Origin of the sequence: Mangrovibacterium marinum (genome assembly GCF_003046625.1) — a bacterium.
GTDB lineage: Bacteria > Bacteroidota > Bacteroidia > Bacteroidales > Prolixibacteraceae > Mangrovibacterium > Mangrovibacterium marinum.
The window spans coordinates 44291-69369 of the sequence record NZ_QAAD01000016.1 but is presented as its reverse complement, the minus strand read 5'-3'; the positions used below and the strand labels follow the sequence as shown (position 1 = coordinate 69369).

22 protein-coding genes and 3 tRNA genes are annotated in these 25079 nt (G+C 46.9%); 12 read left to right on the top strand and 13 right to left on the bottom strand.

Features of this window, described 5'->3' with window-relative positions; genetic code table 11:
* Position 1 precedes the first annotated feature (1 nt).
* Together hemE and ppdK are read left to right on the top strand one after the other, a co-directional pair.
* Positions 2 to 1033: a uroporphyrinogen decarboxylase gene (hemE, locus tag C8N47_RS14160; protein WP_107823227.1), complete on the top strand. Its 1032-nt coding sequence runs from the start codon at positions 2 to 4 to the stop codon at positions 1031 to 1033.
* An 859-nt stretch (positions 1034 to 1892) separates the two neighbouring features.
* Positions 1893 to 4601: a pyruvate, phosphate dikinase gene (gene ppdK / locus C8N47_RS14155; protein WP_107823226.1), complete on the top strand. Its 2709-nt coding sequence runs from the start codon at positions 1893 to 1895 to the stop codon at positions 4599 to 4601.
* A 133-nt stretch (positions 4602 to 4734) separates the two neighbouring features.
* Here the strand turns inward: ppdK and C8N47_RS14150 are convergent, their stop codons facing one another.
* Positions 4735 to 5274, bottom strand: a complete 540-nt coding sequence (locus tag C8N47_RS14150; RefSeq protein ID WP_107823225.1) for a hypothetical protein — start codon at positions 5272 to 5274, stop codon at positions 4735 to 4737.
* A 194-nt stretch (positions 5275 to 5468) separates the two neighbouring features.
* On the opposite strand from C8N47_RS14150, the gene ruvX reads away from it, so the two are divergent.
* The 5 genes from ruvX (at position 5469) to C8N47_RS14125 (ending at position 11470) form a co-directional block, all read left to right on the top strand.
* On the top strand, positions 5469 to 5888 hold the full coding sequence (gene ruvX / locus C8N47_RS14145) for a Holliday junction resolvase RuvX (RefSeq protein WP_107823224.1): 420 nt from the start codon (positions 5469 to 5471) through the stop codon (positions 5886 to 5888).
* Positions 5888 to 6451 (top strand): peptide deformylase, encoded by a 564-nt coding sequence (gene def, locus C8N47_RS14140; protein ID WP_107823223.1) that lies wholly within the window; start codon positions 5888 to 5890, stop codon positions 6449 to 6451. The genes ruvX and def overlap by 1 nt, the downstream gene beginning before the upstream one ends.
* 121 nt (positions 6452 to 6572) lie before the next feature.
* Positions 6573 to 8453, top strand: a complete 1881-nt coding sequence (locus tag C8N47_RS14135) for a ComEC/Rec2 family competence protein (protein ID WP_107823222.1) — start codon at positions 6573 to 6575, stop codon at positions 8451 to 8453.
* Positions 8454 to 8665: 212 nt separating this feature from the next.
* A complete protein-coding gene (gene trkA, locus C8N47_RS14130; RefSeq protein ID WP_107823221.1) occupies positions 8666 to 10000 on the top strand; it encodes a Trk system potassium transporter TrkA in 1335 nt (444 codons plus the stop codon).
* 84 nt (positions 10001 to 10084) lie between these two features.
* Positions 10085 to 11470 carry a TrkH family potassium uptake protein gene (locus tag C8N47_RS14125; RefSeq protein ID WP_245915721.1) on the top strand — a complete coding sequence of 462 codons (1386 nt, stop codon included), beginning with the start codon at positions 10085 to 10087 and terminating at the stop codon, positions 11468 to 11470.
* A 17-nt stretch (positions 11471 to 11487) separates the two neighbouring features.
* Here C8N47_RS14125 and C8N47_RS14120 read toward each other — a convergent pair whose 3' ends face one another.
* Complete coding sequence (locus C8N47_RS14120; RefSeq protein WP_107823219.1) at positions 11488 to 12102, bottom strand: L-threonylcarbamoyladenylate synthase; 615 nt, start codon at positions 12100 to 12102, stop codon at positions 11488 to 11490.
* Positions 12103 to 12185: 83 nt separating this feature from the next.
* Here C8N47_RS14120 and mnmC2 point away from each other — a divergent pair, with 83 nt between their 5' ends.
* The 4 genes from mnmC2 to C8N47_RS14100 all read left to right on the top strand — a co-directional run bounded on the left by mnmC2 (position 12186) and on the right by C8N47_RS14100 (position 14699).
* On the top strand, positions 12186 to 12854 hold the full coding sequence (gene mnmC2 / locus C8N47_RS14115) for a tRNA (5-methylaminomethyl-2-thiouridine)(34)-methyltransferase MnmC2 (protein WP_211316146.1): 669 nt from the start codon (positions 12186 to 12188) through the stop codon (positions 12852 to 12854).
* A 54-nt stretch (positions 12855 to 12908) separates the two neighbouring features.
* Entirely contained in the window at positions 12909 to 13520 is a 612-nt protein-coding gene (gene bamJ, locus C8N47_RS14110; RefSeq protein WP_107823217.1) for a BamJ family beta-barrel-assembly machinery protein, read from the top strand.
* Between the two features lie 21 nt (positions 13521 to 13541).
* Positions 13542 to 14240 carry a BamJ family beta-barrel-assembly machinery protein gene (gene bamJ, locus C8N47_RS14105; RefSeq protein ID WP_107823216.1) on the top strand — a complete coding sequence of 233 codons (699 nt, stop codon included), beginning with the start codon at positions 13542 to 13544 and terminating at the stop codon, positions 14238 to 14240.
* Between the two features lie 105 nt (positions 14241 to 14345).
* Positions 14346 to 14699: a DUF3127 domain-containing protein gene (locus C8N47_RS14100; protein ID WP_107823215.1), complete on the top strand. Its 354-nt coding sequence runs from the start codon at positions 14346 to 14348 to the stop codon at positions 14697 to 14699.
* 236 nt (positions 14700 to 14935) lie between these two features.
* Here C8N47_RS14100 and C8N47_RS14095 read toward each other — a convergent pair whose 3' ends face one another.
* Both C8N47_RS14095 and C8N47_RS14090 read right to left on the bottom strand, forming a co-directional pair.
* Positions 14936 to 15343 (bottom strand): hypothetical protein, encoded by a 408-nt coding sequence (locus tag C8N47_RS14095; protein ID WP_107823214.1) that lies wholly within the window; start codon positions 15341 to 15343, stop codon positions 14936 to 14938.
* 11 nt (positions 15344 to 15354) lie between these two features.
* The gene (locus C8N47_RS14090; protein WP_107823213.1) at positions 15355 to 15930 is read right to left on the bottom strand and encodes an RNA polymerase sigma factor; all 576 of its coding nucleotides are present in this window, start codon (positions 15928 to 15930) and stop codon (positions 15355 to 15357) included.
* 401 nt (positions 15931 to 16331) lie between these two features.
* Between C8N47_RS14090 and C8N47_RS14085 the strand changes: the two genes are divergently transcribed.
* Positions 16332 to 16664, top strand: a complete 333-nt coding sequence (locus C8N47_RS14085; RefSeq protein ID WP_107823212.1) for a DUF6249 domain-containing protein — start codon at positions 16332 to 16334, stop codon at positions 16662 to 16664.
* Positions 16665 to 16934: 270 nt separating this feature from the next.
* On the opposite strand, the gene C8N47_RS14080 is transcribed toward C8N47_RS14085, so the two are convergent.
* The 9 genes from C8N47_RS14080 to C8N47_RS14040 form a co-directional block, all read right to left on the bottom strand.
* Positions 16935 to 17008: transfer RNA gene (locus C8N47_RS14080), tRNA-Asp, on the bottom strand.
* Positions 17009 to 17034: 26 nt separating this feature from the next.
* Positions 17035 to 17108: transfer RNA gene (locus C8N47_RS14075), tRNA-Asp, on the bottom strand.
* 30 nt (positions 17109 to 17138) lie between these two features.
* Positions 17139 to 17212, bottom strand: a tRNA-Asp gene (locus C8N47_RS14070).
* Between the two features lie 203 nt (positions 17213 to 17415).
* Complete coding sequence (locus C8N47_RS14065; RefSeq protein ID WP_146161535.1) at positions 17416 to 18327, bottom strand: metallophosphoesterase; 912 nt, start codon at positions 18325 to 18327, stop codon at positions 17416 to 17418.
* Between the two features lie 80 nt (positions 18328 to 18407).
* Entirely contained in the window at positions 18408 to 20084 is a 1677-nt protein-coding gene (locus tag C8N47_RS14060) for a ribulokinase (RefSeq protein WP_107823210.1), read from the bottom strand.
* 23 nt (positions 20085 to 20107) lie between these two features.
* Entirely contained in the window at positions 20108 to 20800 is a 693-nt protein-coding gene (araD, locus tag C8N47_RS14055; RefSeq protein ID WP_107823209.1) for an L-ribulose-5-phosphate 4-epimerase, read from the bottom strand.
* A gap of 163 nt (positions 20801 to 20963) precedes the next feature.
* Positions 20964 to 22685, bottom strand: coding sequence for a sodium:solute symporter (locus C8N47_RS14050; RefSeq protein ID WP_107823208.1), 1722 nt, complete (start codon positions 22683 to 22685; stop codon positions 20964 to 20966).
* 43 nt (positions 22686 to 22728) lie between these two features.
* Positions 22729 to 24243, bottom strand: a complete 1515-nt coding sequence (gene araA / locus C8N47_RS14045; RefSeq protein ID WP_107823207.1) for an L-arabinose isomerase — start codon at positions 24241 to 24243, stop codon at positions 22729 to 22731.
* A gap of 32 nt (positions 24244 to 24275) precedes the next feature.
* Positions 24276 to 24989: an NUDIX hydrolase gene (locus C8N47_RS14040; RefSeq protein ID WP_107823206.1), complete on the bottom strand. Its 714-nt coding sequence runs from the start codon at positions 24987 to 24989 to the stop codon at positions 24276 to 24278.
* Positions 24990 to 25079 lie beyond the last annotated feature (90 nt).

Below are 25079 nucleotides of genomic sequence, written 5' to 3'. Positions count from 1 at the left end.
CATGCAAGATTCAATCTTTTTAAAGAAGCTAAACGGACAAGAGACCGAGCGTCCGCCAGTGTGGTTTATGCGCCAGGCGGGCCGCGTTCTGCCTAATTACAATAAGCTGAAGGAAGACTATACCTTTCACGAATTGATGGAAGATCCGAAGTTGGCCGCCGAGGTGACTTTGATGCCCATATACGATCTGGGTGTTGATGCGGCCATCTTGTTTTCCGACATCCTGGTAATTCCGAATGCCATGGGAATGGATTTGGAATTTACCGATCACGGGCCGGTGTTCAACAAACCACTGAAAAGCTTGACCAATCCGGCTGATCATCTGGCTCCTCTGCCGGAGAAGCTTGAATATATTTACAAGAATATTGAGGAAATTATCGCTCAGCGACCAGCCAACATTCCGCTGATTGGTTTTTGCGGTGCTCCGCTGACTACCCTGTGCTACATGGTGCAAGGCATTAGCTCCAACCCGAATTTCCCGGATGCCATCAAATTTTTGTTTCAACACAAAGCAGAAGCCAAGAAGCTGATCGACGCCATTGCAGATCTTTCAGCCTTTTATGCGAAAAAGCAGATCGAGCATGGTGTGGAAGCTTTCCAATTGTTCGAAACACATGCCAACCTTGTCCCGGTTGAACTATACAATGAGCTGTTTATGCCAGCTGTGAAAAAGATCAGTCGGGCGGTTCGCGAAACTGGAACACCGTTTATCTTCTTCCCGAAAGGAATCGCTACCGGCTTGAAATATGTAACGCCCGAGCTGGCCGATTTTGTGAGCATCGACTGGCAATTGTCGATGGAAGATGCCCGCGCGATGGTGCACCCGGAAGTAGGCTTACAAGGTAACCTGGATCCACGCTACCTTTACGGAACCCAGGAGGAAATTAAAGCTCGTTTAGAGGCGTATATTCCGTTTTTCCAGCAACATCCCAAATGGATTTTCAACCTCGGACACGGCTTCTTACCGGACATCCCATACGAAAATGCGAAGTTCGTGGTTGACTGGATAAAAACAGTAGACTGGAAAAAATAAGCAATTCCATTGAAATACAAGACAGGCCGCCCAAAGGGTGGCTTTTCTTTTTTCAATCTGTAGCACACCAATTCTCACGGCGCATTTATCAGGTGAATCGTGCAACACAACATTCGGGTCGCGATATAAGGCTACATCACCCCACATAAAAAAAGGATGGCGAAAACCATCCTTCTAAACTTAACCAAACCTATCTCTATGAAAATTTTGCTTACTATCTTGCTCTAATGTCTGAAACAAAGATACCTGCCATTTCAGTTAACAGATGACAAGTAAGGTTAACAAACGTTAATCCGTTGTTTGCAAATTCATTTTTCGGTGTAACAAATGCGACGTCGTCGGTTGACCGACAAACACGATCAATCCATTCAACCAAAAACAGAAAACAGAGCTGATTCCCGGGAGATCACCAACAGGAATGAAAGTGTCGTTGTTTTCGACGATGCTGTTGTCGTTATTTTCAAAAGTTATCGGGTTGTCGGTCTACATCTAATCAAAACCAGTTATTGACATTGCGCCTTAGCACCTCTGCTGAGTATGACTTTCAGAAAAAAGCGATAAAAATGTCCGGCAGGCAAACCCAGGAAAGCCTCAACAATTGAAGGAGCCAAACAACAACGAAGGCGCTGCAATTTACACCTTTGAAAAGTGCGAATTTGTTCTAAAGTTAATCATCGGTTTTCAAATTATCGCTATAAACCTATTGAAAAACATATCCTGAAAGATACTGAAAGACATAGCTATAAAACATCTGCCCCTTCTGCCCCTGAATTTTCTAATTAATAAAATTTACGGTTACATTAGTAACTCGAAAATTTACTTTACACATGAGTCCAATCAACCTTAAATCTTAAAATCTATGGCAAAATACGTTTATACTTTCGGGAACGGAAAAGCCGAAGGAAAGGCAGACATGAAGAACCTTCTGGGCGGTAAAGGAGCAAACCTGGCAGAGATGAATTTAATCGGAGTTCCGGTTCCTCCGGGTTTCACGATCACAACAGAAGTTTGTACAATTTATAACCAGCAAGGTAAACAAGCAGCTTTAGCAGCCATCAAACCGGAGGTTGAAAAAGCAGTGGCTTTAGTTGAGCAACTCACCGCGACCAAGTTTGGCGATAAAGACAATCCCTGCCTGGTGTCAGTGCGCTCAGGAGCCCGGGTATCGATGCCTGGGATGATGGACACGGTATTAAACCTGGGCTTAAATGATCGGGCAGTACAGGGAATCACCCAAAAATCGGGCAACGAACGCTTCGCCTGGGATTCGTACCGCCGCTTTGTTCAGATGTACGGCGACGTTGTACTGGGCATGAAACCGCAAAGTAAAGAAGATATCGATCCTTTTGAGGAAATCATGGAAAAACTCAAAGAAGAAAAAGGAATCGAGCTGGATACAGATTTCACAACCGACGATCTAAAAAAACTGGTTACCTCCTTCAAGGACGCTGTAAAACAAGTGACCGGTAAAAATTTCCCCGATGACCCTTGGGAACAACTTTGGGGCGCTATTTATGCTGTTTTCGACAGCTGGATGAACGAGCGCGCAATTTACTACCGCAAAATAAACGGTATTCCTGCTGAGTGGGGAACTGCCGTAAACGTACAGGCAATGGTATTTGGCAACATGGGCGAATCATCGGCAACAGGAGTTGCTTTTTCGCGCGATGCCGGAACAGGAGAAGACATATTTAATGGCGAATACCTGATCAACGCTCAGGGCGAAGATGTTGTAGCCGGTATTCGCACCCCGCAACAAATAACGCTCGAAGGAAGTAAACGTTGGGCGACATTAGCCGGAATAGATGAAAAGTTGCGGGAATCACATTTTCCCTCACTGGAAGAAACCATGCCTGAGCTGTACGCTGAGTTGAATGCCGTACAGGAAAAACTGGAAGCTCACTACAAGGATATGCAGGACCTTGAATTTACCATACAGGAAGGGAAGCTTTGGCTGTTACAAACCCGCAACGGCAAACGAACGGGAGCAGCCATGGTTAAAATTGCTGTAGATATGCTGGAACAAGGCATTATCGATAAAAAAACAGCCTTGCAACGCATCGAACCCAACAAGCTGGACGAATTATTGCACCCGGTGTTCGATCCTGAAGCGTTGAAACAAGCTACCATCCTGGCCAAGGGGCTTCCCGCATCTCCGGGAGCTGCTACCGGGCAGATCGTCTTTTTTGCCGATGAAGCCAATAAGTTCGAATCTTCCGTTCTGGTGCGTATTGAAACCTCTCCCGAAGACTTGGAAGGAATGAACATTGCCAAAGGTATTCTGACCGCCCGCGGAGGAATGACCTCGCATGCCGCTGTTGTTGCCCGCGGAATGGGAAAATGCTGCGTGTCGGGCGCCGGAACAGTCCGAATCGATTACCGTTCCCGCACAATGACTGTTGGGAATGTAACACTTAAAGAAGGAGACTGGATTTCGCTCAACGGATCGACCGGTGAAGTTTGCGAAGGAAAAGTAAAAACTCAAAATCCGGATCTGGGCGGCGATTTCAGCAAAATCATGGATCTGGCCGACGAGTTCACCCGCATGACTGTCCGAACAAATGCCGACACCCCCCATGATGCAAAAGTGGCCAGCAAGTTCGGAGCCAAAGGCATCGGGCTGTGCCGTACCGAGCACATGTTCTTCGAAGGGGAACGCATAAAAGCCATGCGCGAAATGATCCTGTCCAATACCATTGCGGAGCGCGAAAAGGCCTTAACAAAACTTTTGCCCTACCAACGAAGCGACTTCGAAGGTATTTTCGAAGCGATGGCGGGTTACGGTGTCACCGTTCGACTTCTCGATCCGCCCTTGCACGAATTTGTGCCACACAACAAGGCAGCACAGGAAGAGCTTGCCCAGGAAATGGGGATCACCATGAACCAGCTGCTTTCGAAAATTGAAGATCTGGAAGAATTTAATCCGATGCTGGGGCACCGCGGTTGCCGGTTGGGCATCACCTACCCGGAGATTACAGCCATGCAGGCGCGAGCCATCATCGAGGCCGCCCTAAACCTGAAAGCCAAAGGTATTGATGCCAAACCCGAGATTATGGTTCCCTTGGTGGGCACCATTGCCGAGTTAAAAAACCAGGCGGCAGTGATTCGCGAAACGGCTGAGAATGTATTCCAGGAAAAAGGTGACCGGGTAGACTTCATGCTTGGCACCATGATTGAGATTCCGAGAGCTGCCCTCACCGCAGACTTAATCGCGGAAGAAGCCGAATTTTTCTCCTTCGGCACCAACGACCTCACCCAGATGACCTTTGGCTATTCGCGTGACGATGCCGGCAAGTTCATGCCCGACTATTTGGATAAGAACATTCTGAAGAATGATCCATTCCAGGTACTCGACCAGGAAGGTGTTGGACAACTTGTAAAAATGGGCGTTCAAAAAGGTCGTTCAACCAAACCCAAACTGAAAGTTGGGATTTGTGGCGAGCATGGCGGTGAACCCAGTTCGGTCATGTTCTGCGACAGCGTTGGCCTGGACTACGTCAGTTGTTCCCCCTATCGTGTACCCATTGCACGCGTGGCAGCAGCCTTGGCCAATATCGCTAAAAATTGATCTGAATAAGCACCAAAATACCGAAAGCCGTCCGGGAGCATCCGGGCGGCTTTCGTTGTTATATTCCTGCGCAAGTTCGGCTACAAAGCAGGAACAATTGTGCGATCGGTAATCGCTTGATTTTTTTTCGTTCTTAAAAATGAGCAGACAAATTCAGGCTAAACTGCGGAGCCAAACGGTATCCGTGCCTACAGCGATCAAACATCAGATCGCCAACGCGGAAATACAGATGGCCTCCATAACTGACCCGTTCGTAACGTCCGGGAAGTTCAACAAACACCGAGGCCGCCGGAACTGCAACACGCACATAACCTACGCGCGGATAAAACCGATAATAATGACCGCTGTGATAATAAATGTCGCCATGAGCGGCTCTCAACCGAACCGGACGGTGATGGAAGCGTTTGTAAACATCGCCGTATTGGGGGTGATGATAAGCAAAACGACGGTCATTGAAATGACGGTGAACCTGACGATCACTTCTGCGGAAGTCGGCCTCGCCGTAATAATTCTTTTGTGGATAGGATCTCTTATCTTGCTTCTTCGAATACTTATACTCTTTTTTGTTGGCCTTTCGATGATCGTTCGCTTGTGCCGGAGCTGAAAAACTGCTAAAACCGAGCCCAACAAACAGGGCTGCAAAAGCTATTTTATAGTTGATCGTTGTTTTCATGACTTTCAATTTTAGGTTCAACAAACTTTTTATCGACTTTACCGGTAACTTTTCATGTATCCATTTACAATTGGTATGCCAAAACCATAGCAAACTAAATTGCAGCAGCTTACCAACATCTCCACAGACAATATACGACTCTACTTTTTCCGGAATGGAAATAGATTATTACTTTTGCAGCAAAATTTTTAAACGTGGGAAGAATATTAGCGATCGATTACGGGAAAAAACGTGTCGGGCTGGCCGTTACCGATCCGATGCAAATAATTGCAAACAAGTTAACAACAGTTGCCAGCCATCAGATTTTTGATTTTCTGAAAGAGTACTTTCAAAAAGAAGACGTTGAAAAAGTCATCATCGGCTATCCCATGCAATTGAACAATGAACCATCCGAAGCCGTTGTGTATATCAATCCTTTTCTGAAGCGATTTCAGAAGCTGTATCCCGAGATGCCCGTTGAGCAGGTCGATGAACGTTTCACCTCGCGCATGGCCTTTCAAACCATGATTGATGCCGGCTTAAAAAAGAAGGATCGGCAAAACAAAGGAACGATTGATGCTGTTAGTGCTACAATCATTTTACAATCTTATTTAGAACAAAAAAAATTCAGATAATGATCTACCCGATTACAGTTTACGGCGACCCGGTCTTGCGCAAAGTTGCCCAACCTATTACCAAAGACTATCCTGATTTCGATCAATTCGTGAAAGACATGTTCGAAACCATGTACTTTTCCGACGGCGTTGGCCTGGCGGCTCCTCAAATCGGATTGCCGATCCGGATGTTCGTCGTTGACGCCTCTGCCGCTGCCGACGAAGAACCGGAGCTGGAAGGGTTTAAGAAAGCTTTCATCAATCCCGAAATCATCGAAACCAAAGGCGACGAATGGACCATGAATGAAGGCTGCCTGAGCCTGCCCGACATTCGCGAAGATGTTTCACGCCCCGAGTTTGTAAAAATTAAATATCTGGATGAAAACTTCGTTGAACACATTGAGGAGTACGGTGGCTTTGCCGCCCGTGTCATTCAACACGAATACGATCACCTGGAAGGTAAATTACTGGTTGACCATCTCAGCCCGCTCCGGAAACGGATGTTAAAAAGCAAGTTGACCAACATCACCAAAGGGAAGGTGAAAACCAGTTACCGCATCATCATTCCCGGAAGTCGAAAATAAGCTTCGTATAGCCAAACATGCTTTTCGTCAGCCCAAAGCTGGCGTTCATGAAATAGTTGCCAATTTACTGGCATAAATGCAGAATTCACTGTAATTTGAGGTTCTTTGAACTCGGAATACAGTGAATTTTTTTTCGAACAATCCATTCATCAAACTACTTGGCTTCTGGATCATTGGCCTTTTATCAGCCAAATATGTTCCGGCGCTTCTGTACATCTTCATTTTACTGTTTTTTGCAGGCAGCATCTGGTTGATTGTTTTAGGCAAACACAAGCAATATCCTTTTGACCTTGTTGCGTCAATTTTGCTGAGTACAACCATCCTTTTGCTTTCAGCCCTCAACTACCGGCTGTCGCACCCTACACTTCCGCAAGCCCCGGCCGGCCAGACACATCTACTGGCAAGCGTCGTTGAAACGCCACAGGAAAAGCCCAACAGCTACCAGGCAATTCTGAAGATTGTGCAAGCCGACAATGATTCTTTAATCGGCTATCAGGTGATTACCTGGTTTGAAAAAGATTCCAATCTTCTCTCTTTGCGCGCCGGAGATCTGATTTTGGCATCAACAAAGCTGCAAACAATTGCCAACAAAGGCAATCCTTTTGAATTCGATTATAAAAGCTATATGGCTCAGCAAGGGATCCACTACCGATGTTATATCGCTCAAAAAAATTGCCGTTTCACACAAAGTTATTCATCCGGGCTGCGCCTTTGGGCCGAGAACTTTAGGTTGCAAATGCTTCACCAACTGCGCGCGGCACTTTCCCGGCCCGAAAGCTTCGAAATCATCTCGGCATTAACGCTGGGCTACCGTAAAGAGCTAAGCCCTGAAACCCGCGAATCATTCACAAAAACAGGAGCCATGCATGTATTGGCCGTCAGCGGACTACACGTCGGTCTTATCTTCCTTTTTCTCCTCAAAGTATTTCATTTTCTGACTTATATTCGCGGAGGGCAATGGATCCGGCTTCTCGCAATTTCAGTCATTCTGTGGACCTATGCTTTGCTCACCGGATTTTCGCCGTCGGTGCAACGAGCCACAACCATGTTCAGCTTTCTGCTGATTGCCGAAACCATTAATCGCCGCAATTCAATATACAACTCCATCGCGGCATCGGCTTTTGCACTACTGCTGCTTAATCCGGACATCCTTTTTGCTGTTGGTTTTCAGCTGTCGTACGCAGCGGTATTGAGCATCGTGTACTTTTACCCCCTGCTGAACAAACTGCTACCCCAAAAACCGGCAATCATCCGCAAACCGGGACAATTGCTCTGTGTAGCGCTGTCCGCGCAAATTGGCACTTTCCCGCTAACGATCTACTATTTCAACCAATTCCCGATCTATTTTTGGCTTAGCAACTTTGTGGTCATCCCGGCAGCCTTTGTGCTGCTTTGTGGTACATTCCTGTTTTTCGTTTCAGCCGCCATTGCTCCTGTTCAATCAATTGTTGCCACCATACTCGATCTTACAAGTACGGTCGTCCTGTTTATTTTAGACAGGATTAGCAAACTCCCCGGGGCGGTGATTACACACATAGCCATCTCTGAAACCGAACTGGCCTGCCTGACAGCAATGATTATCTTCGTGATCCTGTTCATTCAACAAAAGCGAGCTCGCTACGTGAAGCTTGCGTTGTTCTGCCTGTTGTTGTTTCAAACGGTCGGACTAAGTCAAAAACTGAGCCTCTTCAATCAACATCGGGTCATCGAATACCAAAATGTTGCGCCCATACTTCATCTGATCGATGGCCGCAGTAATTATATTTTATGCACCGACACGGCAACAATATCGCCCTATATGTATACCAATGTCATTACCCGGCTTCAGCTCAATCAACCGGTCATTGTGCAAATATCGGATTCTACATCCTTCCGAAATAATGAACTCATAATAGAGGGTGACAACTGTCAATTTGGGAACCAAACAATCCCATTTCCCCACCCGCAAAAGAAAACAAAATGGCAAAATTCACATCGACTTACCAGCAATAAATTCGAATAATGGCTTCCAGTAATGGCTCTTGCTGTGCTGCTTACCGCGGCAAGCCTCTCGGGAACGGTCGCCTTGAACCGTCTCCTCCCCCCGTGCAGCAAACAGGCAGCTCGCCTCATACGGGATCTTTGCACGCGCCAAAAAACTAATTCGAATGTATGGGAATTGTTGATTTTATACTTACTTTGCTTGGCGAATTTTAACGAAGTACGAAACACTCAATGAAAATTGTTATTGTTGGAGCTGGAGAAGTCGGAACTCATCTTGCCAAGATGCTGAGCCGCGAAGATCACGACATTGTATTGATGGATGATGATACCGAAAAATTGAATAAACTCTCCAGTCAAGTTGACCTGCTTACCTTTACCGGCTATGCCAACTCGTTTAAAGACTTAAAAGACGCAGGCGTTTCCAAGTGCGACCTGTTAATTGCTGTTACCCCCTACGAAGAACGCAACATTATGGCTTGCGTGATGGCTAAAGATATGGGCGTGGGAAGAACGGTTGCCCGCATCAACAATGCTGAATACCTGGAAGAAAAGTACAAAGAAAAATTGCGCAATCTGGGGGTTGATGAATTGATTTATCCGGAAACACTTGCCGGAAAGGAAATTGCCTCTTCGGTAAAGCAGGTGGGTACCCGCCAGCTAATTGAGTTTTCAGGCGGTAAGCTCATCCTGATGGGAATTAAAATTCGGGAGAATGCCCCCGTTCTGAACAAATCGTTCGAGGAGCTTTCGTACATCGAGTCCGAAATTCGGGCGGTAGCCATCAACCGGGAAAATCAAACCATTATCCCTCACGGACGCGACTACGTTCGTGCCGGCGATATTATCTTCTTTATCACCACCCGAAGCTATATGAATAAAGTCTTCGAATTGACGGGTAAAGAAATCTTCCCGGTTCGCAACATCATGATTTTGGGAGGCAGCCGCATTGCCCAAAAAACCGTTGAGCGTCTGGGCGACCACTACAATATTAAAATCATTGAAACTGATAAACTCCGCAGCCAGCAAATTGCCGACCGACTGGAGAATGTGCTGGTCATTAACGGCGACGGACGTAACCTGGATCTGTTAAAAGAAGAACGGATTGAACGGATGGACGCCTTTATTGCGGTAACAGGCAACTCGGAAACCAACATCCTATCATGCCACATGGCTAAAAAACTGGGCATCAAGCGGACCGTTGCCGAAGTTGAAAATATCGATTTCATGGGTATTGCCGAGAGTATGGACATTGGTAGTTTGATCAACAAAAAGCTAATTGCTGCAAGCTACATCTACAAATATACGCTGGGCGCACAAGTAGCCCAGGCCAAATGTTTGACGGCCTCGGAGGCTGAAGTGTTTGAGTTCATTGCCACCGAAGGCTCCAAGGTTACCGAAGCCCCCATTAAAGATATCGGCTTCCCCGAGGATGCAACACTTGGCGGCATTGTTCGCGGTCAGATGGCCTTTGTTGCCAAAGGCGAAACCATTGTTCAACCCGATGACAAAGTGGTTGTTTTTGTACTGCCCTCGGCAATTCGCAAACTGGAAAAATTCTTCAAATAATAACCCCAAGTCCGCTGGTATATGTTCAACTTCAAAGCTATTGTAAAGATTCTCGGATTTTTATTGATCGTTGAAGGTATATTTATGCTAATATCGATGCTTGTGGCACTGCTGTACCACGGCTCCGATGTACTTCCTCTGCTGAACTCGGCCTTAATCACCCTGGGCGTTGGCGGGCTTGCTGTTGCTACGATGTTCAAGGCCGAAAAACGCTTCAGCAAAAACGATGGCTTCATTATTGTTAGCTTGGTGTGGATTGTTTTCTCGCTCTTCGGGAGCCTGCCCTACCTGCTCAGCAATTCGATTCCCCGGCTGAGCGATGCCTTTTTCGAAACCATGTCGGGCTTCACCACCACCGGTTCTTCGGTATTGAATGATATTGAAGCGCTACCCCACGGCATCCTTTTTTGGCGCAGCCTCACGCAGTGGCTCGGTGGGATGGGAATTATCGTCCTGTCGCTGGCGATTCTACCCGTATTTGGGATTGGTGGCATGCAGTTGTTTGCCGCCGAAGTGCCCGGTCCGGTACCCGACAAGCTGAATCCGCGCATTCAGCAAACAGCCAAAAACCTGTGGGCAATTTATGTGCTCTTTACCGTTGTCGAGTCGCTGTTGCTGTGGGCAGGCGGCATGAGCTTTTTCGATGCCATAAACCATTCGTTTACCACGATGGCTACCGGGGGCTATTCCACCAAACAAGCATCGGTGGCCTATTGGGACTCGCCCTTTATTCAGTATGTCATCATTTTCTTCATGGTTATTGCCGGCACCAACTTCACGCTTAGCTACAGTGCTTTAACGGGCAAGTTCGACAAGGTATACAAGAATGAAGAATTCAAATATTACATCCTGTTTATCGTCATTTTTACAGCGATCATCTTTTCGGGTTTATTGCTCACCACGCAGCTGGGCTACGAACAAGCATTTCGCGACACCCTGTTTCAGGTGGTGTCCATTATTACAACAACCGGCTATGCCACGGCCGACTATCTGACCTGGACGCCCTTCTTGATGGTTCTGATCTTTACGCTGTTCTTTTTCGGTGGTAGCGCCGGGTCAACAGGTGGCGGTATTAAGATCATGCGGATTGTTCTGCTCCTAAAGAACAGCTACTACGAGTTGCGCCGTTTGCTGCACCCCAATGCCATCATTCCGGTTCGCTTCAACAAACGGTCGGTCTCGGAACAAATTATCACCAATGTGCTGGCCTTTTTCATGATCTACCTGATGATATTTTTTGTCAGCACCACCTTGTTTACCCTGATCGATCCGGATCTGAACTCCGCCATGGGTGCGGTCGCAACCTCGCTGGGAAATATTGGCCCGGGACTGGGTAATTACGGGCCTGCTGAGAACTTCTCGCAAGTTCCGGCAGTTGGAAAGTGGTTCTTATCGTTTCTGATGTTGTTGGGACGGCTGGAGTTATTTACCGTATTGGTCTTGTTCTCCCCTGCTTTCTGGAAAAAGTAAACGAAAAACGCACGCTGTCAGAGCTCAACTTTACCTTTGCCCTGCCGAACAATCTCGGGCACTCCCGAGGTACAATCGATCACCGTTGATGGGATATTGCCCCCAAAACCGCCATCGATCACCAGATCGACCAGCTTTTCGAATTTCTCGTCAATCAGTTCGGGGTCGGTTGTATATTCCAGAATTTCATCCTCATCTTTAACCGAGGTCGACAAAATCGGATTTCCCAGTTCGCGCACAATGGCTTGCACAATGGCATTGTCGGGCACGCGGATGCCGACCGTTTTTTTCTTGCCTTTAAAGTATTTGGGAACCTGATTATTGGCTTCAAGAATAAAGGTATAGGGCCCGGGCAAACAACGCCTCATCAGTTTAAATACATGGTTCGGGATGGGTTTGGCATAAGCCGACAGGTGACTTAAATCGCTGCAGATAAACGACAGATCGGCCTTGGCAACATCAACCCCTTTGATTCGGGCCACTCTTTCAACCGCTTTGGCATTGGTGATGTCGCATCCAATACCATAAATTGTATCGGTGGGATAAATAATAATGCCGCCATTGCGCAGCAAATCGACCACCCGGTTAATCTCGCGTTCGTTGGGATTTTCGTTGTAAATTTTAACAAGCATTTGAAAGAGTTTTAAAAACAGTTAAATGTACTCCAAAATTATGGAGGCCTCAAATAAATTTAGCAAATTCGCTGTTCACTCAAATGACGATGGATAGAGAACTTATTTTAACCGCCGACGGATCGCATACCTTGTATGTCCCGGCATTGAACGAACATTTTCACTCGGTTCACGGCGCCATTCAGGAGTCGATGCACGTATTTATCAAAAATGGCTTGCAACGCTCAACCAAGCAAGAGCTTTGTATTTTCGAGGTGGGTTTCGGTACGGGCTTGAATGCCTTGCTGACCCTGGCCAACAAAGGCGAACGTAACATTCGCTATTTCAGCATCGAAAAATACCCCCTGACCGAAGCCGAGTTCAGTCAGCTAAACTTCAGCCGGCAGTTCCCCGATGAATTATCGGCTCCGTTTGAACAGATGCACCAATGTCCGTGGAACAAAGCGCAGCAAATAGCTCCCGGCTTTGAACTGACCAAGCTCGACGCCGACTTAACCATTTTCAACTTCAACATACTGCCCCAATTCGACTTGATTTATTTCGACGCTTTTGCCCCTAACAAGCAAGCCGACATGTGGAGCGAGGCGCTGTTTGCAACCATTGCTGCGCAAACCCGGGCCGGCGGCCTGTTTGTAACCTATTGTGCACAAGGCGAGGTGCGGCGAAAATTGACCCGAAGTGGTTTCGACATGCAGCGCATACCCGGCCCTCCGGGCAAAAAGGAAATGTTATTCGGCCAGAAACCCGCCTGAATTAAGTCAGTTCCAAAAATAACCCTATCTTCGTAGCTCATTAAAAAACAGAATATGTCAGAACAAAAACAAGACAAACGATTGGAAGATTTCAGCTATGCCCTTGGATTGAGCATTGCCAGTAATTTAATCCAATCGGGTGTAAAAACAGTTGATCCGGTAAATTTCATGAACGCCATTGAAGATGCCTTTACCGGCAAGCAACCCAAATTAAGTGTTCAGGAAGCCAACCAGATTCTGCAGGATTTCATGAACGAACAACAAAGCGGCGAGGCCAGCAAAAACCTGGAAGCAGGCGTCAAATTTTTGGCCGAAAACCAACAGGACCCGGAAGTTACCGAAACAGCCAGTGGCTTGCAATATAAAGTTTTAGTACAAGGTGATGGCGAAAAGCCAGCGGCAACCGACGAAGTACGTTGTCATTACCACGGAACCCTGATCGACGGAACCGTTTTCGACAGCTCGGTACAACGTGGCGAGCCGGCTACCTTCCCGGTAAACGGCGTTATTCAAGGATGGGTTGAAGCCCTTCAAATGATGGCGGTAGGTTCGAAATGGCGGTTGTATATCCCCTCGGACCTGGCTTACGGCGAACGCGGAGCAGGCGGTTCAATCGGACCAAACAGCACCTTAATTTTCGATGTGGAATTATTGGAAATTGTCTAACTATTATTTAACAAATTGAATATGAATTTTAAACCTGTTCTCGTGGCAATTGCTGCAGTTACTGCATTCACAGCTTGCCAGCCTGGTGGTCATTCGCCTGCGAAACTGACCAGCAACATCGATTCAACCAGCTATGCCTTAGGGGTTGTAATCGGCGATATGGAAAAACAACGAATCGAGATGACCCCGGGCACAAAAGCGCTCGACATGGACATTCTTTTGTCGGCCGTGGCTGAAAAAATCAAAGGTGAAGAAACACAAATCAGCGCCGAAGATGCCCGCCAAGTCATTCAGACTTATTTTGCCAAAGCCGGCGAAACCGAAGCGGCCGAAAACCTGAAAAAAGGTGAAGATTTCCTGGCTGCCAATAAAGAAAAAGCAGGAATCACTACAACCGAAAGTGGTCTTCAATACGAAGTGTTGGTTGAAGGTACAGGCCCTAAACCAACTTTGGACGACAAAGTAAAATGCCACTATACCGGAACCCTGATCGACGGAAAAGTATTCGACAGCTCTGTTGAACGTGGCGAACCGGCTACATTCCCGGTAAAAGGAGTGATTAAAGGTTGGACTGAAGCCCTGCAATTAATGCCGGTTGGTTCGAAATGGAAATTGTATGTTCCGGCCGAACTGGCTTACGGCGAACGCGGTGCCGGACAAGATATTGCTCCAAACTCGGCCTTGATCTTCGAAGTTGAATTGCTGGATATTGAGAAATAAGACAGACTCTTGATAACTTTTTTAAATCCCTCTGAAAATCGTTTTCAGGGGGATTTTTTTATCCTTATTTTTGATGCTTCAATCGACAATTATTGAAAAAGAAATATGGAAATTAAAGGAAAAATCAACCAGTTTTTACCCGTTCAGTCCGGTGTTAGTAAAGCTGGAAACGAGTGGAAAAAGCAAGAATTTGTAATTGAAACGCAAGATCAATATCCCAAAAAAGTTTGCTTTACCGTGTTTGGCGACAAGATCAGCATGGTCGACGGACTTCAGCCGGGTATGGATGTGAATGTCTTTTTTGATGTGGAAAGCCGCGAGTTCAACGGCCGCTGGTACCATAATATTAACGCCTGGAAAATTGAAACCGTTGGCAGCGAAAGCGGCGCAGTACCTCCGCCATTCGGCATGGACGATGTTCCGCCGGAACCAACTGAAGGCGACGATTTGCCATTCTAAAAAAACAGCATACCCAAACAGCGAGCCCGGTTACTTTGTAGCCGGGCTCGCTGCATAGGGGCCGCAAAAACTGAAGCTGCTGCTACCTTCCCAACAACGTAGGGAACGAAATCGAGGCTGCGACTACCTTCGCTACAACGTAGGGAATAAAATCGAAGCTGCAACTAGCTTCCCTACGGCGTAGGGAGCAAAATCGAAGCTGTTTCCGGCTTCCCTACGCCACAGGGGCTTTTATTTTAGAGTTTACGCTGATGCATACGCCGATTAAGCAGATGATCGAAAACCAGCAATACCGCAACAACCATCAGGGCAAAAATCAAAACCGAAGGCAGTTGCGCCAACCAGCCCAGCACCTCTTTATGGGCTTCGTTAAACACTTCCAGTTCAACTTGCGGCACCTTATCGAGCAAACCGGGAGCTTCGGTTGCCGGGCGCGCCGAACCACTCATGAATAGCACCACGGCTACAAAGCCGGCAAAAACGCTCAGGAAAATCGTTAAAAACCATTTCCCGAATACCGGTTTATATTCCAGTTTCGGAAGCGCATGAATTTGATCCATCACCCGTTTCGAAAAATCGACCGGTGCCCGCTGCGGCCGGTAATTTTGCATTAATTTTCGGAATTGTTCATCTTGTTGATTCATTGCCTTGCTGTTTAAACCGGACTAAAAATACCTTCCTCGTAACTTTGATGCAACAGCGCGTACATTTTTTTACGCGCCCGGTGTATTTTAACCTTCACATTACTATCGCTCAAGCCAGTAATATGGCTGATTTCCTCCACCTTCTGATCCTCGTAATAATACAGGGTGATTAAAACCTGCTCCAACTCGGGAAGTTTTGCCAGAGCTTCCTGAAGCAGTTTTTCAACCAGCGCTTTGTCCATCCCGGTGAGCTGCTCGTTTAACCGGGCTTCATCGCCATCGGTGAGTTGCTGCTCATCCATCGAGCGCACTTCCAACTTGCGCTTGCGCATCAAACTAATACAGCCATTGTAAGTGATGCGGTACAGCCAGGTTGAAAATTTCGACTCCTGCCGGTACGTGGCCAGCGAGCGGTATGCCTTCACAAAACTATCCTGAGCCATCTCCTGGGCATCCTCCTGATTGCGAAGCATTTTCAGCGCCAACCCGAACACCAGATCCTGATAGCGATCCACCAGATACGAGTACGATGCCGTATCGCCACCCAAAACCCGGGCTATATAAAAGTTATCATCCGGTTGATTCATACACCCGATATGACGCCAAACAGCCAACTTGGTTACAGTTGTTCCAACAAAAAAACTTCGTGATTGCGGGGAATCAATAACAGGGATGAAAGTTTAGGATTGTTCGACGTTGCTGTTGTCGTTGTTTTCAGAAGTTGTCGGGTTGTCGTGGATTCCCGTTGTCATGGTTGTCATGGTTGTCTCAAGTTGTCGGGTTATCGGTCTAAAACACCTTCAACAAAAAAGAAGGCCTTCTGATCAATACCAAAAAGTCGGGAGGCGATTGAAAACCCTACCTACCGCTGGCAGGCGCATCACCCGGAGGGACTTTCCGAAAAAAGTAAGTATCGAACTGTAACCGAACTAAAGCAGCTGCGTCATAAGGACGAGTTTGAAAACATTAATCACTAAAAACAAAAGCCATGTTAGAAGACATTTTAATCCCGATCAGTTTCTTTGCCTTTATATTCGCCTCGATCTATATCCACCTGACAACACGCAACAAAGAGCGAATGGCAATGATTGAAAAAGGCGCCGATCCCTCCCTATTCAAGTCGAAAGCAGGGGGCTCGATGTTCTTTACGCTAAAAGCAGGCCTCTTATTTATTGGGGTCGCCATTGGGGTACTCTTCGGAAGCCTGTTGGCCAATGCTGCGGGCATGGACGAAGGAACCGCCTATGTATCGATGATTTTCCTTTTCGGCGGAATTGCCCTGGTTATCGGCTATCGCCTACAATCGAAAAAACAGGAATAAACATGTTCCGGAGCAGAAGCCATCCTTCGGGTTGGCTTTTTTGCTGCACGTCGATTCGGGTGATGAGCTTTCCAACCCTCTGGCTCCCGCGTGGTTCATCGAAAGCACAGACCACACGAAAAATTCGTGCGGAAGCGATGCTTCGAATCGCAATTCAGCTTATAAGCTGCGGCATCCATAACAACCGGCTATTTGAAAAACCGCTACTTTCATCCGTGTAGCGGGCTGCGTAAACGCAAAAAAGCCACCCAATAAATTGAGTGGCTTTTGCGGTGCGGACGGGATTCGAACCCGCGACCCCCGGCGTGACAGGCCGATATTCTAACCAGCTGAACTACCGCACCAGTAAGTGCTTTTATCAATCGATATGCGGTGCGGACGGGATTCGAACCCGCGACCCCCGGCGTGACAGGCCGATATTCTAACCAGCTGAACTACCGCACCAATATTTGGTTAAGCAATCAAGAAAAAAAGCGGTGCGGACGGGATTCGAACCCGCGACCCCCGGCGTGACAGGCCGATATTCTAACCAGCTGAACTACCGCACCATTTTCATGATTTCTTAGTCGATTTCTAAAGCACTTTTTTAAAGAACTAACCTCGTGAACTGTGTTTCTCAAAAGGCTCTGCAAATATAGAGTTTCTTTTTTTGTCTGCAATAGCCCTCCCGAAAAAAAACGCCCAAATTTGGCATGCCACGGGAGCCGCGCGAAATAACCGCTTTATTATCAGAAGGCAATCGAAAGAAAAATTATTGCACAAAATTTTCGTCCAACAGGCTTTTCTCGCCACTCCACCGATAAGCCGTGAGTTTTCCCTTGCGGCTAACGCAGGAGTCCAGGCAACAAACGTTGTGTTTAATCCGGTTCGATCCGTTACGCATGCAATAATGTCCGAAGAAAACAATAGGCGCGTCGGCAGGATAGGGTTCGCGGGCAACAACAAGTTCTTTCGGAATTTGGTATTTGGGTAGTTCGAATCGGCTTTCGAACGACAACTCCTCAAAAGTTTTGCCCTCGGGACTCTCCCACCACCGCGAACGGAACGATCGATGGGCACAGCCCTCTTTGTCGAAAATCAGTAAATCTTTGGGCAAGGAAAAATCAATTCCTTTGCAGGTTTCCCAAAACGCTTTTGCCAAAACGTTATGATTTCGCCCAATGAGTTTCAATTGTTTCTTCTTCAACTTCGGGTTCTCGCAGAAAGCCTCTTTTAAGAGTCGGATATTCTCGTCCTGCCAGCAGGCGTGAACCACACGAATGCCATCCAGTTCCAGAAACAAGGGTAGGCTTCTCATCCATTGCACTTGCTCGTTCCATTTCTCTTTGTTTCCTGCAAATTCGGCCAAGGTGGGATTCAAGTCCATCCGCAAGCGCGACCACCGTTTACTGATGTGTTTGCCTTCTTTATCCAGAAGAGTATAAAATAAGGCGTTGACCTCGTGATTGCCCAGGATGGCATAAGCGGCAGCATTTTCAGTCATGCTTCTAATAATCCGGATTGTCTCCTTAATCTGGGGTCCGCGGTTTATAAAATCGCCCACAAAAACAGCTTTGCGGCTGGGATGGCTAAAGTAACCGTTGGCCGCCGTGTAACCCATTTTTCTGAGCAGGTCTTTCAACATCCCTGCTTGTCCGTGTACATCTCCAATAATATCGTACATAAAAAAAGCCCGGTTTTTACCGGGCAATTTATGATTTTTTTCAGGAATTGCAATCGGGTTAAGATTGCAATAACCAAAGCTTAACGCGTCAGATTCTCTTCGATAAACTGACCAAGCTTGCTGTATTTCTCGTAGATGGCCTGATACTTGGCCGCGTTCTCCGGAATAGGCTGATATTCGGTTTCGAAACCACCACCCATTTTTTCCTGCGCTTCGTGGGTCGTAGCGTACACTCCGGCCACAACAGCCGCAGCCATCGCTGATCCCAAAGCACAAGCTTGCTCCGAGCGAGCCACTTTAATCGGCATATTCAACACATCGCAAACGATCTGCATCACCAGTTTCGATTTTTTTGCCACACCGCCCAGGGCAATCACCCCTTTAATGGGGACACCTTGCTCGATGAAGCGGTCGACAATGGCTTTTGAACCGAAAGCCGTTGCTTCAACCAGCGAACGGAAGATCCGAGGGGCATCGGTTCCCAGGTTCAAGCCGGCAATGGCACCTTTCAGGTTTTGGTTGGCATCGGGTGTACGGCGTCCGTTCATCCAGTCGATGGCCAGCACGCCTTTTTCGTCGATGGGTAATGCTTCAGCAGCCTTGCTCAGCTCCAGAATCATTTTATCAGAAAGCTCATCAAGCAATTTTGCTCGTGTAGCTTCATCTACCAATTCACTTTGACCAATGATTTGCTGTGCCGGCCACATCAATACCTTTTTGAACCAGGCATAAATATCGCCGAATGCCGATTGACCGGCTTCCATTCCGAGCATTCCCGGAACAACCGAGCCGTCAACCTGTCCACAAATACCGGCAATCAGCTTATCTCCTACTTCCTCGTTCGGCGCCACCAGCATGTCGCAAGTTGATGTTCCCATCACTTTACTCAGGTAGTAAGGCTCAATTTGAGCACCAACAGCTCCAAGGTGTGCATCGAATGCACCAACACCAACCACAACATCGGTTGACAAGCCTAATTTTTCAGCCCATTCGGGTGTCAGCTTACCAACGGCAACATCGCAGGTATAAGTTTCTTTAAACATACGATCGCGCAATCCACTCAGGATTGGATCCAGCGCTACCAAAAACTCTTCGGTAGGCAAACCACCGAATGCCTCGTGCCACATGGCTTTGTGACCGGCAGCACAACGGCTGCGCTTCAAAATCTGCGGACGGGTTGTTCCGGTCAATACCGCCGGAATCCAGTCGCAGTGTTCAACCCATGAATTAGCCGCACGCAAAACGCCTGCATCAGCACGCGATACATGTAAAATTTTCGACCAGAACCACTCGGATGAGTATATTCCACCTTCGTATTTGGTGAAGTCAATTTCCCATTTCTTCGCCAGTTCGTTAATTTCGTCCGCTTCTTTTACAGCTGTGTGGTCCTTCCACAGAACGAACATGGCATTCGGATTTTCCTCGAAACCGGGCGTTAATGCCAAAGGTGTACCTTTCTCGTCAACCGCAACAGGTGTTGAACCTGTTGTATCGATTGAAATACCAACAACATTTTCAGCAACTCCGGCCGGAGCTTGTTTCAAGGCTTCAACAATGGTGTATTCCAAACCTTCCAGGTAATCCAGCGGGTGCTGACGGAATTGGTTTTCGTGAGGAACACAGTACATTCCTTTAGCCCAACGTGGATAAGGGAAAACCACGCTGGCGATTTCTGCTCCGGTTGCAACGTCCACAATCAACGAACGTACCGAATCTGATCCATAATCTAGTCCAATCGTATATTTAGCTTGGGTCATGTCAATTTCGTTTTTTTCAGTTTTTATTTTTGGCCATAATAGGCATTTGCTCCATGTTTACGCAGGAAGTGCTTGTCCAGCAATACCTGATCCATCTCCGTGTTCGCATTCAATTGGAAAGAACGGAAAGTCATTTTCGCCACTTCTTCCAATACAACGGCATTATGAACGGCATCGTGTGCATTGGTTCCCCACGAGAAGGGAGCATGGTTATTCACCAACACGCCGGGCACATAATCCGGATTGATATCCTGCGTTTTAAAACACTCGACAATTACGTTACCGGTTTCCAGTTCATAAGCCGATTTAATTTCTTCTTCCGTCATTTTGCGGGTACACGGAACTGTACCGTAGAAATAATCGGCATGGGTTGTACCAACAGCCGGGATCGACTTGCCGGCTTGTGCCCAACTTGTTGCCCACTCGGAGTGCGTGTGAACCACACCTCCAATATTCGGGAATTCCTTATACAGAACCAGGTGAGTAGCTGTATCTGAAGATGGCTTGTATTTACCTTCCACCACATTACCATCCAAATCCACCACCACCATATCATCGGGGCTCATACCATCGTACGACACACCGCTGGGTTTAATCACCACCAGTCCTGATTCGCGGTCGATACCACTAACATTTCCCCAGGTGAAGATCACCAGGCCGTGGGCCACTAAGTCCAGGTTAGCCTGACAAACCTCTTGTTTTAATTTTTCTAACATCTTTTCTTCATTTAGGATTTTAGACAACAACTCCCTTTTCGGAACCAACTTAAAATGCACCAACAGTTTAAATTCGTCGGGGAAATAACCGGCTACCGAAACGGCAGCCGGTGTTTTGTCTTTATTGAAATAAGTTACCCATGATTGTTATTCCCGGTTACGATTACCAGAAATAGATATAGAATGCAGCTGTTAAAGCCAGAATAATTGCGGTATGTATTACTTCTGAAAGTCCCCAGCTAGCGCGGGTCGCAGCTTTGTCTTCCTCAGTTGCCGAACTAAACGTTAAGCCTTTTAGTTGCTCTGCTGAAGCTGCTGGAGTAAACCTACTTACCACCATCACAACAATGATACTGAAGATTAACATACCACCACTGAAGAACAACCAGTTTACATCGTAAAACAAGGTATAAAAGATGTTATTCACACCTGTTTCTGCAGCCCACAACTTAACATCGGTGTAACCGGCATGTCCGGCCAATGTTGTATACATCACTTTCGCACCAAGGCGCATAACACCGACGATAAAACCGGCAATCATACCCCACATCCCACCTTTCGGTGTTGGTTTTGATGAAAGGATACCCAACAGGAAGGCAGCGGCAATACCCGGTGCCAACACCGATTGAACATCTTGCAGATAAGTATACAATACATCACCAATGCTACGCATAATCGGAATCCAGAGAATACCTAAGATCACGATAACAACGGTCGCAATACGGCCTACGCGAAGCAATTTTGTTTCGCTCGTGTTAGGCCGGTACTTTTTGTAGAAGTCGATGGTAAACAACATCGCCGATGAGTTGAACAATGAAGCCAGCGAGCTCATCAACGCAGCCAGGATACCACAAACCACGAGACCTTTCACACCGGCAGGCAACAGTTTCGCAACCATGGTTGGGAAAGCCGCATCAGCATTTGGCGCACCGCTATCCATCATCGGAAGGAAGCTTCCTGTCTTTTGGTGAATGGCAAAAGCAATCATCCCCGGAATCATGAATAAGAATACCGGTGTTAATTTCAGGTAAGCACCGAAAATGGTACCACGACGGGCTTCACGCTCATCTTTTCCCGAAAGTACACGTTGTACAATAAACTGGTCGGTACACCAATACCAGAAACCAATAACGGCTGATCCGATAAGTACACCTAAAAACGGAAACTGCGAATCGCGGTTCGAGCGCACCAGGTTGAACATGGAGTCACCCAGATCATTGACAGGCGTAGCCTTGGTGATACGCACCACCTCTTCCCAGCCTCCAACTTCTTTCAGACCAAGCCACACAATAATCATTGAGCCTAGCAGCAGAATAGGAGTTTGAAGTACTGACGTATAAAGGACGGATTTCATACCACCAATTACAGTGTAAATTGCCGTTAAGAGTACCAAGCCAATTGCCGAAATCCAAAAGAAATCGATTCCCCACATAGTTTCAATTCCAAACACTTGCTGGAACACCAAACCACCGGCGTAAACCGTTACCGCAACTTTAGTTAATACGTAGCTGATCAACGAGATCAACGACAGAATAGTCCGCGACTCTTTATTATAACGACGTTCAAGGAACTCGGGCATGGTTGAAACCATACTTCGGGTATAGAAGGGTACAAACACCCAGCCCAGAATCAAGATCATCCACCCTTGAATTTCCCAGTGAGCCATTGCCATACCGCTTGAGGCACCAGCGCCGGCCAAGCCAATTAAGTGTTCTGATCCAATATTCGACGCAAAAATTGATGCACCGATAGCGATCCATGAGGCATCGCGGCCAGCCAGGAAGTAGTCACCCGAGGTTTCTTCTTTTTGCATGAAAACCCAGGCAATAATCCCAATCAAGGCCAAAGCGAATACCACAATTACGATCCAGTCTAGTAAAGCCATTTGTCTTTAGTTTTAGTTTTAGTTTATTTTAAAGATCGATTGATTATAAGCCTTTTGACAAGTGGTAATACAGGTCGTTCCAACGCAATTCATTTTTAAATTGCGAGATGGTTGTATTGTTGTCAATTAGTACAAACTCTACTCCGGTCATCTCGGCAAAGTCTTCCATGAACTCAACAGTCAGGTCGTACGAGAAGCTGGTGTGGTGTGTACCTCCGGCCAAAATCCAGGCTGCTGCACCAATTTCAAAGTTCGGTTGCGGAATCCACAAGGCACTGGCTACCGGAAGTTTCGGAAGTTGCTTGGTCTCGATACAGTCTACAGTGTTTACGATCATCCGGAAACGGTTACCCATATCGATGACTGTTGCTGCCACACCAGGACCTGTTTTGCTGGTGAATACCAAACGAGCCGGGTCGTTTTTACCACCGATTCCCAAGGGGTGAACTTCCAGTTTTGGTTTGTGATCGGCAATCAACGGACAAACTTCCAACATGTGGGCTTGCAGAATGGCGCTCTTTTCACCATCGAAGTTCAAGGTGTAGTCTTCCAGGAATGAACATCCTTTGTAGTCAGGCAACTCCTGGCTCATAAACCACATTTGACGACACAAAGCAGCTGTTTTCCAGTCGCCTTCGGCTCCAAAACCATAACCTTCGGCCATCAAACGTTGAGAAGCCAAACCAGGCAATTGGTCAACACCTTCCAAATCGTCGAAGTTGGTAGTGAACGCCTTTGCTCCCTTTTTCTCCAGGAAACGACGCAAACCGATTTCGATCCGGGCGGCTTTCACCACTTGCTCGCGAAACTCGCCACCTTCTTTACAGTTGTCAGCCAGGTCATATTCTTGTTCGTAAACTTTCACCAGGGCAGCAACATCTTCGTCCGACACGTTGTCCTGAACTTTTACCAGGTCGCCAATCGGACTATAATCTACGTGGTAACCGAATACTCTTTCGGCTTCCACTTTATCACCGTCGGTTACGGCAACATTGTTCATTTGGTCACCGAAACGGATGATCAACATATCGCGTGAATCAGCGTAAGCAGCTGCTACACGAGCCCAAACGGCGATTCGCTTCACGGTTTTGGCATCTTGCCAGTGACCAACCACCACCTTGCGGTTCATACGCATGCGTGCCATAATGTGACCGAATTCGCGGTCACCGTGAGCACTTTGGTTCAGGTTCATGAAGTCCATGTCAATCTCGTTCCATGGAATTTCTTTATTGTATTGTGTGTGTAAGTGCAGAATTGGTTTGCGCAACTCCTGCAATCCGTGAATCCACATTTTTGCAGGAGAGAAGGTGTGCATCCAGGTAATGATACCGATACAGTTATCAGCGCTGTTGGCCTCCTTACAAATCGTATGGATTTCTTTTGATCCAACGCCAGTAGGTTTTACCACTACTTTTACAGGAATCTCTGACGATGCATCGAATGCCGCTGCAATTTCTTTGGAGTGTTCTGCGACCTGTTCCAATGTTTTGGGGCCGTATAAATGCTGACTACCGGTTACAAACCAAACTTCATAGTTTTTTAATTCGTTCTTTGCCATTTTCGTATCTGTTAAAATGTTTTTGATTAGTATTATATCTTAATAATTCGATTTAGCTCTTTCTCTTGACTATCGGGCTTCTCCTCGTAACTGTAATAAAAAGCCCCCTTTTTCGATTCGGTTGAATCTTTTTTGTTGTGCCTTTTTAACACCCCGAGCGATAAAACTTTTTTGCGGAAATTCCCCGGATCGAGGGTGCGCTGAAAGATGGCTTCGTAGAGCCCGCGCAACTGGGTAATCGTAAATAAGTCGGGTAATAACTCGGGCCCCACCAGCTGGTAGCCCGCCTTTTGTTGCAGCTTGGCCAATGCCTGGGTGATAATTTCTTCGTGGTCGAAAATCAACTCCGGCTTATCACCAAACGAAAACCAATCCGCCCCGTATTGATGAACAATTTCCTCGTCGTGATCATCCAGACGGATTAAGGCGAAATAAGCAATACTGATTACCCGGGCCGATGGTTCACGATCGGGCTGCGTAAAGGCGGCCACCTGCTCCATATAAATCTGATCCAGACCGGTTGTCCGTTTCAAAATTCGCTCTGCTGCCTGATCCGACGACTCATCCTTTTGGATGAAACCACCCAGCAACGACCAGTTTCCTTTGGCAGGTTCAAAACTACGGGGGTAAAGCAAAAGCTTCAACTCACCATCTCTGTATCCAAAGATGACACAGTCGACCGCAACATAGTGCTGGGGATGCTCCCCATATAATTCGTTCAGCAATGTTTGATTATCGAGTTTCATGGGGATCAAAATTATAAAAGTAACTTATACTTTTATTAAAAAACCCATTTTTTTTCATCCAGCATGTTTTATAACACAAAAAGCCCTTCG

Coding starts and splice junctions, on each gene's coding strand:
- mnmC2 (WP_211316146.1), top strand. CDS start 12,186: ATGACGATGGATAGAGAACTTATTTTAACCGCCGACGGATCGCATACC.
- C8N47_RS14090 (WP_107823213.1), bottom strand. CDS start 15,930: ATGAATCAACCGGATGATAACTTTTATATAGCCCGGGTTTTGGGTGGC.
- C8N47_RS14100 (WP_107823215.1), top strand. CDS start 14,346: ATGGAAATTAAAGGAAAAATCAACCAGTTTTTACCCGTTCAGTCCGGT.
- hemE (WP_107823227.1), top strand. CDS start 2: ATGCAAGATTCAATCTTTTTAAAGAAGCTAAACGGACAAGAGACCGAG.
- trkA (WP_107823221.1), top strand. CDS start 8,666: ATGAAAATTGTTATTGTTGGAGCTGGAGAAGTCGGAACTCATCTTGCC.
- C8N47_RS14085 (WP_107823212.1), top strand. CDS start 16,332: ATGTTAGAAGACATTTTAATCCCGATCAGTTTCTTTGCCTTTATATTC.
- C8N47_RS14065 (WP_146161535.1), bottom strand. CDS start 18,327: ATGTACGATATTATTGGAGATGTACACGGACAAGCAGGGATGTTGAAA.
- C8N47_RS14050 (WP_107823208.1), bottom strand. CDS start 22,685: ATGGCTTTACTAGACTGGATCGTAATTGTGGTATTCGCTTTGGCCTTG.
- bamJ (WP_107823217.1), top strand. CDS start 12,909: ATGTCAGAACAAAAACAAGACAAACGATTGGAAGATTTCAGCTATGCC.
- ppdK (WP_107823226.1), top strand. CDS start 1,893: ATGGCAAAATACGTTTATACTTTCGGGAACGGAAAAGCCGAAGGAAAG.
- C8N47_RS14060 (WP_107823210.1), bottom strand. CDS start 20,084: ATGACCCAAGCTAAATATACGATTGGACTAGATTATGGATCAGATTCG.
- C8N47_RS14095 (WP_107823214.1), bottom strand. CDS start 15,343: ATGAATCAACAAGATGAACAATTCCGAAAATTAATGCAAAATTACCGG.
- C8N47_RS14125 (WP_245915721.1), top strand. CDS start 10,085: ATGCTAATATCGATGCTTGTGGCACTGCTGTACCACGGCTCCGATGTA.
- C8N47_RS14150 (WP_107823225.1), bottom strand. CDS start 5,274: ATGAAAACAACGATCAACTATAAAATAGCTTTTGCAGCCCTGTTTGTT.
- def (WP_107823223.1), top strand. CDS start 5,888: ATGATCTACCCGATTACAGTTTACGGCGACCCGGTCTTGCGCAAAGTT.
- C8N47_RS14120 (WP_107823219.1), bottom strand. CDS start 12,102: ATGCTTGTTAAAATTTACAACGAAAATCCCAACGAACGCGAGATTAAC.
- C8N47_RS14040 (WP_107823206.1), bottom strand. CDS start 24,989: ATGAAACTCGATAATCAAACATTGCTGAACGAATTATATGGGGAGCAT.
- araA (WP_107823207.1), bottom strand. CDS start 24,243: ATGGCAAAGAACGAATTAAAAAACTATGAAGTTTGGTTTGTAACCGGT.
- bamJ (WP_107823216.1), top strand. CDS start 13,542: ATGAATTTTAAACCTGTTCTCGTGGCAATTGCTGCAGTTACTGCATTC.
- araD (WP_107823209.1), bottom strand. CDS start 20,800: ATGTTAGAAAAATTAAAACAAGAGGTTTGTCAGGCTAACCTGGACTTA.